Source organism: Paenibacillus sp. Aloe-11 (assembly GCF_000245715.1).
In the GTDB taxonomy this organism is placed as follows: domain Bacteria; phylum Bacillota; class Bacilli; order Paenibacillales; family Paenibacillaceae; genus Paenibacillus; species Paenibacillus kribbensis.
Window position 1 is genome coordinate 273,475 of sequence record NZ_JH601056.1, and the last position, 7,085, is coordinate 280,559.

6 protein-coding genes and 2 pseudogenes are annotated in these 7,085 nt (G+C 48.8%); 1 reads left to right on the top strand and 7 read right to left on the bottom strand.

The window, feature by feature from the left end; all coding sequences use genetic code 11:
- A pseudogene (locus tag WG8_RS28500) lies at positions 1–839 on the bottom strand (HAD-IC family P-type ATPase); the annotation flags it as partial.
- A 229-nt stretch (positions 840–1,068) separates the two neighbouring features.
- Here WG8_RS28500 and WG8_RS14785 point away from each other — a divergent pair.
- A complete protein-coding gene (locus WG8_RS14785) occupies positions 1,069–2,814 on the top strand; it encodes an Rqc2 family fibronectin-binding protein (RefSeq protein WP_007431013.1) in 1,746 nt (581 codons plus the stop codon).
- A 113-nt stretch (positions 2,815–2,927) separates the two neighbouring features.
- On the opposite strand, the gene WG8_RS14790 is transcribed toward WG8_RS14785, so the two are convergent.
- The 6 genes and pseudogenes from WG8_RS14790 to WG8_RS14815 form a co-directional block, all read right to left on the bottom strand.
- A complete protein-coding gene (locus WG8_RS14790) occupies positions 2,928–3,797 on the bottom strand; it encodes a PHP domain-containing protein (RefSeq protein WP_043891166.1) in 870 nt (289 codons plus the stop codon).
- 29 nt (positions 3,798–3,826) lie between these two features.
- Positions 3,827–4,786, bottom strand: coding sequence for a selenium metabolism-associated LysR family transcriptional regulator (locus WG8_RS14795; RefSeq protein WP_007431015.1), 960 nt, complete (start codon positions 4,784–4,786; stop codon positions 3,827–3,829).
- Positions 4,787–5,020: 234 nt separating this feature from the next.
- A complete protein-coding gene (locus WG8_RS14800) occupies positions 5,021–5,458 on the bottom strand; it encodes a hypothetical protein (protein ID WP_007431016.1) in 438 nt (145 codons plus the stop codon).
- A 227-nt stretch (positions 5,459–5,685) separates the two neighbouring features.
- The gene (locus WG8_RS14805; protein ID WP_007431017.1) at positions 5,686–5,946 is read right to left on the bottom strand and encodes a YlbG family protein; all 261 of its coding nucleotides are present in this window, start codon (positions 5,944–5,946) and stop codon (positions 5,686–5,688) included.
- 38 nt (positions 5,947–5,984) lie between these two features.
- The gene (locus WG8_RS14810; RefSeq protein ID WP_007431018.1) at positions 5,985–6,425 is read right to left on the bottom strand and encodes a YlbF family regulator; all 441 of its coding nucleotides are present in this window, start codon (positions 6,423–6,425) and stop codon (positions 5,985–5,987) included.
- 104 nt (positions 6,426–6,529) lie between these two features.
- A pseudogene (locus WG8_RS14815) lies at positions 6,530–7,085 on the bottom strand (helicase-associated domain-containing protein); the annotation flags it as partial.

Genomic DNA, 7,085 nt, shown 5'->3' on the forward strand with positions numbered 1-7,085 from the left:
AAGCGCACGCCGGCCAGGAACATGCTCATGGCTGGCTGACCATGCAATATGCCAGCTACGACAACGAGCACCGTTAGCGCCAGCGCTACGATGATCAATATTTTCCCCAATTGCTCCAACCTGTGCTGCAACGGTGTCTCCTGCGACTCTGTATTTTCGATCAGGTCTGCAATTTTGCCCATTTCAGTGCTCATGCCTGTACGAATAACGATGCCCTGCGCAGTGCCTCTGGTCATCATCGTGCCCATGAATCCGATGTTTTTTTGGTCCCCAAGCGGTACCTCCGCGGCATGAATAGGTCGGCTATGCTTACTTACCGGAACCGATTCACCGGTCAGGGCGGATTCCTCCACATCACAGCCGTTGGTACTCAGCCACCTCACATCTGCGGGAATACGATCACCGCTTTCCAGGAGGACGATATCACCCGGCACCAGCTCTCTGGCTTGAATCTGTACCCGTTTGCCGCCCCGCAGCACTTTGGCAGTTGGAGCTGACAGCTGTTTCAAAGCCCGCAGCGAACGCTCTGCTCTAAATTCCTGCACAAAACCAAGAATTCCATTCAACACCACAATAGCAATAATGGTAACCGCGTCCAAATATTCACCAAGCAGACCGGAGATCAGGGTAGCCCCCATCAGGATGAGCATCATAAAATCCTTAAACTGGTTGAGCAGCATCAGGAGCGCCGAAACACGCTTCCCCTCGCTCAGTTCATTCCATCCTGCCCTTTCTCTCCGCTGCGCAAGCTGTTCCTCCGAAAGACCCTGCTTCGGGTCGACTTCCAGACTTGTTGAAAGCTGTTCATTGCTTAGTTGGTGCCAATGTGCTTGTTCCATTCTCCCCAATTCCCTCCCGGTCAGATAGTCCGTTTCCGTCGGTTGTGCCTAGGATGGCTGTCCGTTATTACATTTTGTGCCGCGAATGCTGATAAGCTGGACAGACTTTCTTGATTCAATCTATTCGGACAGGACCCGAAATATCACAAAGCCGCTTAAGTTTTGTCCCAAATTTATGTATCATAGTAGGAAGGCGAAAATATAATGGCTTCAAAGGAGAACATACATTATGGCATTGGACGGAATCGTAACCCGCGCTATCGTACACGAGCTGCAAAGCATCCGTGGCGGGCGCATTAACAAAATACATCAGCCAAACGATCACGATATGGTGCTGAATATGCGGGCACAAGGCGGAAGCATAAAGCTGCTGCTGTCAGCTAATCCGACATTTCCGCGTGTACATTTTACAGAGCAAAACTTTCTCAATCCGACAGAAGCGCCTATGTTTTGTATGCTGCTTCGCAAGCATTGTGAAGGAGGCATCATCGAGAACATTACTCAGGTGGGCATGGAACGCATTATTCACATGGATGTGCGACAGCGTGACGAGCTTGGTGATATTTCACTCAAGCGGATTATCATTGAGCTGATGGGCAGGCATAGCAACATAATTTTGCTCGACCCGGAAACAGGCGTTATATTGGACGGCATCCATCATGTCACACCATCGATTAGCAGCTATCGGGTCATTATGCCCGGCTTTCAATACACGGAGCCTCCTGAACAAAATAAGCTGAACCCGCTGGAAACGGAAGAAGCAACATTCGTCTCCTCATATCAAACAGCTATGGAGGCGGGAGAAGCACCCAAACGCTGGATCGTAAATACTTTTACCGGACTCAGTCCCCTCATCGCCGAGGAAATACTGGCCCGAGTATCTAACAAAGCAACTGACGACGATCATCATCAGCTATGGAGTACATTCAGTCACATGATGGATGACGTGCAGAATCATCGTTTTCAGCCAGTATCCGGCTTGAACGCACAGGAAAAGGCAATATTTTCAGTCATTCCTCTTACATTGGTTCAGGGAGAGCGAAAGGAATACGCTACGATAAGTCAATGCATGGAGGATTTTTTCGGTGAAAAAGCAGAAAGGGACACGGTCAAGCAAAAGGTTAGCGACCTGCTGCGTTTTCTGCAAAATGAGCGGAGCAAAAATGTGAAAAAACTCGACTACCTCCATCAGGATTTGGCCGAGGCGGAAGATGCCGATCAATTTCGCATTTACGGCGAGCTGCTGTTCGCTTCGCTGCATGAAGTAAAAAAGGGCGACAAAGAAGTGACACTTACCAATTTTTATGATGAGGAACAGCGTCAGCTAACGATCCCGATGGACCCGTTACTGGGCCCATCGGATAATGCACAGCGGTATTTTAAAAAATACAACAAATATAAAAACAGTCTGGCTGTCATAGACGAGCAATTGGAGAAGACACACGAAGAAATCAGATATATGGACAATCTGCTTCAGCAGTTAGCCCATGCCTCCATGAACGACATTGAGGAAATACGTGAAGAACTGGTACAACAGGGCTATCTTAGAGACCGGGTCAAAAAAGGGAAGAAAAAGAAGAAAAACGACCGTCCCACCTTGCACGTGTATACGTCATCCGAGGGGATTGAGCTACTGGTCGGCAAAAACAACCTGCAGAATGAATATGTCACCAACCGACTGGCCGGACCGAATGACACCTGGCTGCATACAAAGGATATTCCAGGTTCACACGTTGTTATTCGTGCTGAGCAATTCGGGGATGCCACATTGGAGGAGGCAGCTCAGCTCGCCGCCTACTTTAGCCAGGCCAAACAGTCCAGCAGCGTGCCTGTAGACGCCACCCTGATTCGGCATGTGCGCAAGCCCAGCGGAGCCAAACCGGGCTTTGTCATCTATGACCATCAGCGCACGCTCTTTATCACCCCAGATGAAGAGCTGGTCAAATCGCTGCCCAATCGTATCAAAAACAGCTAGCGTTCTCCAGGCTACCGCCATCGTAAAACAGCCAAAAAATAGACCATCCAGCAATTACTGGCTAATCTGATAATACGAAAGCCCCTTGTCCTATGTCGGGTACACTTCATGTGTTACTTCTGTTCAGCGGCAGCCTTCCTCAAGTCCTCGACAACCTGATCATTCACACTGCGGCTGCCCAGATCACCGTGGAAAATAACACCTTGGCGTGCACCGTGAAAATCCGATCCGCCAGTCGCGATAAGCCCATAGTGCGCCGCCATTGCTGCATATCGTTTCTCGGCCGCATCATCATGGTCCGAATGTCGCACCTCCAGCCCCACAGGCTTCGCTTGCTCTATAATGGAGCGAACCAGCCCATCATCCCCGTACAACCCGGGGTGGGCGACCACAGGCACTCCTCCTGCTTCACGAATCCAGCTTATAGCCTCCGCAGGCTCTACACGGGGTACAGACACGTAGCCGGGCGCCCCCTCTGCCAAATAACGGTCGAACGCATCCCGCATGTCCTTCGCATATCCTTTTTGAACCAGCGTATCCGCCATATGCGGACGTCCAATGCTTTCATCCGGTGCGAGCGGTCTGCCCATCGTAGCCACCACCTCTTCCAGGGTGATGTTCACGCCCAGGCTCCGCAATCGGCTCAAAATCAAATCATTACGGGTATCCCGCGCCTGCCGCAGCTTTTCCAATCGCTTCAAAAACTCTTTATTATGGTAATCCATATAATAACCGAGTATATGAATATCCTTGCCGCTAGTCCGTGTACTGATTTCTACACCCGGTATCACGGTAATTCCTGTACGCCGCCCCTCCTCAAGAGCTTCCTCCAGCCCAGCCACCGTATCATGGTCTGTAATGGCCACACCCGCCAGACCCTTTTCCTTAGCCCAGCGCACATTATCCGCAGGTGGCTGCATACCGTCAGATGCTTGAGTATGTGTATGCAAATCATATCGTTTCAAATGGGTCTGCTCCTTCATATCATATCGTTTCAAATGGGTCTGCTCCTTCATTGCACATTCTCCTCTTCTTTCATCCCTGCCGGCCCATCCACCGGGTCACCAAACACGTCCCCTCCCTGATCGTGACGACGCAAGTAAGACAGGAAGGTCACGACCGGAATCGGCAGCAACGCCGACTTCAGATGAATGGCGTAAAACTCTCGTTTGAAGGTGATATCTGAAATATTAACGATTTTCAACAATCCGAGCGCAACCTCATGCTTCACTGAAGAAGGCGACAGCATTGTAATCCCGAGTCCAGCTTCTACCGCTGATTTGACCGCTCCAGTGCTGCCCATCTCCATAACGATAGAAAGTCGGGAGGCATCTACACCACGATTCTTCAGTCCGTCCTCTATGACCTGACGTGTACCAGATCCTTTTTCTCTCGCTATAAAAGGATGCTTAAACACATCCTCCAGCACTACTTTTTTAGCCTTGGCCAGTACATGTCCCGAAGGAACAATTAGTTTCAGCTCGTCCTGCATCACAGTCTCCACCACAATATCCGGATGCTGGACCGGAGCCTCGATTAGTCCTAAATTCAACTGATGCTTTAGTATATCATCCATAATTTGAGTCGTATTCATCACATTCATTGCCATGTGTATATGAGGGTACTCCTGACCAAACGGCCCCAACATTCTTGGCACAATATATTCACCAATCGTAAGGCTAGCGCCAATATGCAATCTTCCCTCCAGCATGTGGGTAAAAGCAGACATCGCCTCGTCTGCTTCCCGGATGAGTTCCATGCTTTTTTTGGCAAAAGGCAGTAATGTCGCTCCCGCCTCCGAAAGCTCGATTTTTTTAGTCGATCGGTGCAACAGCTTTGTACCAAAATAATCTTCCAATGTCTGAATTTGCATGGTCACGGCAGGTTGCGTCATATGCAGCGCTTGCGCCGCCGCCGAGAAGCTCCCCCGCTCCGCGACCGTATAAAAGATGTGCAACTGATGAAAATTCATACTGACCGCCCTTTCCCCTTTCTAGTCCCCCTATTTTAACATAAGAAAAACATCTGTTCACGAATTACCAAGAAAACTCACCGAAATGGGCGGTTTTATTTTTGTACAATCCATACAAAATAAAAAAAGTATGCAACTGATACCTGCATACTTATACATACCTGACAGCACTGCGATGAGTTTGAAGACTTTTTCATCAGAACCGTCTGATTCATTACCGACTATGTTTATCGACTATTTTTGCTTGCGAGCGCTTTTCATTAGTGTCATACGCCGCGAATGGCGTAACCATGAATAGTAAGACTTCAAGTCCCTGAGTTCAATCGTCTCTGACATCCGGCCCAAAAAGGTAATGACAATCATCTTGTGGAGCGGATTCCCCGCAATATCCATCTCGCCTGGCAACTCACCAAATTCAGCCACGACAACCAGATCACCATCAATTAAATATACATCCTCTTCGTTATGATAGTAGGACTCCATCCTATTTTGCTTCAGACATTCCCAAAGCCAGGCGGCGATATGATTCGTCTCGGACTGTTTCTGCTCTACCCGATCTAAGTAACGTGTTTTTGCATGATTTGTAATCACGATATCAGCGACTTTTTTATCACCCATCTCTACGTAGAACGGTTCGTATGTACTCCATCGCTGCATTGCCTTGTCACGCACGGGATCACTCTCCCCACCATATAGGTCTTTATATCTACCAATATATTCATATGTTACCTCAACAGACCCGGGACTACAAGTTACAAAATTGAAGTTTATGACTGGTTTTAAAGATTTTTTAGGTCTAACAGCATTAAGACATATTATGCAAAAGTCCTGACTTTATAAAAAAAAGCCAGCCCGTAGGCCGACTTTTTTATAAATTTACAACTTATAACATTCGAAGATTAAATTTCATATTCCTTCATCTTTTCCTTTTCGTCGTTATACTCCGTCCTAATCTCATTTCGGAAAGAGCGTTCGACCTTGCGCACATAGGAAAGCCTGCGAATATTTTTGACGGTATCCTCTGCCCGATCCGCATTCATATAAATGACTACATAATGCATGCGCCTTGAAATGTAGTGGACATTCCCGTATTTCTCCAAATTGCGGGCAGCTTTGATATCGCTTACCCATATGATGTACCCTGTCCGCTCGGCAAACATTCGCTTCATCTCCCCTCCGTCGCTATCCTCCCTATGGTTTATCCGCAGGAGCACTTGCCTCCGCTACCGCATCCACCCTTTTTCACATTCGGATCATTGCTTGGGACCTTTATCGTGTCGGACACGGAAAATGCAATCGTTTCGGACATCGCATGAAGCATATCATCCAACGCCTTTTCCGCCCGTTTGAACTCCACAACTTCCTGGAATTGTTCCAGTTCCAGCTCAACGACCTTCACTGCGTCCTTCGCTTCATGATAGTTCGGGTGAAAATGTCCAAAACGCTCCGTTTCCGCGAATAACTCCTTCTTGGCATCCAGCTTGCGCACACACGCCTGAATAGACGGGTTCTGTTCCACACGCTGCTTCCAATATAAATAATCCGATACCTCGAAGGATCGGTTGACCATATCGCCCAATTCATAGGCGTTAATAAGCACTTCTGCCATATTGACCGTATTCAATTCGGCTACGCTCATGAATGTTCATCTCACTTTATATAAAGTTCTACCTAGTAAAGTAGACTCATTCATCATACCACATCCTCCTTTTGAGAAGAAGGAGTTTCATGCACTTCCCGGCTCTACGATGTAAAAGGAACCAGCAGCCGCATATCTGACCATTCACCTGGCTGCAGGGTCGCGCGAACTGGTGCTTCAGCACCTTCTTCAGAGGCATACCAGCCTATGACACTCCACGGTTCGCCGGGAATCACCGATTCCGGTATCCATTTAACCTCTGCCCTGCCGATTCGCAATCCCACCGCCGTCTGCCAGTGAATCGCTTGTTCGATCAATTGCCGGGCAGTGGACACATGATAGCTTCTCCATTCTTTTGTCCATGAGGAGGGCACTGCGGAGCTGTCATACGGGCGAATTTCACTGTCAGGACTGTCTGAGCTTATGTGATCTGTTACCGCTGCCAATGGATAACGGTGAATGGGCTCGTCCGTACCTTCCAGCTCCCGGCGCGGACTCAATCCAATTGCAGCAAGCGTCTTGCGGATTTTGGCAGCCGAGCGGGCCGGAATAATAAAATCCCGTTCGCCGATCCGTTCAAGCAGCCCTTCCAGCCCGGGGTGGCGTGCAACAGTGTCTGCATCGTCATGTGTACCACAGCGCAGGAGTGTTACCGATGCA

What these genes read in the sequence shown, in the direction of transcription:
- WG8_RS14785 (WP_007431013.1), top strand. Translation starts at nt 1,069, where the DNA reads ATGGCATTGGACGGAATCGTAACCCGCGCTATCGTACACGAGCTGCAA.
- WG8_RS14790 (WP_043891166.1), bottom strand. Translation starts at nt 3,797, where the DNA reads ATGAAGGAGCAGACCCATTTGAAACGATATGATTTGCATACACATACT.
- WG8_RS14795 (WP_007431015.1), bottom strand. Translation starts at nt 4,786, where the DNA reads ATGAATTTTCATCAGTTGCACATCTTTTATACGGTCGCGGAGCGGGGG.
- WG8_RS14805 (WP_007431017.1), bottom strand. Translation starts at nt 5,946, where the DNA reads ATGTTTGCCGAGCGGACAGGGTACATCATATGGGTAAGCGATATCAAA.
- WG8_RS14810 (WP_007431018.1), bottom strand. Translation starts at nt 6,425, where the DNA reads ATGAGCGTAGCCGAATTGAATACGGTCAATATGGCAGAAGTGCTTATT.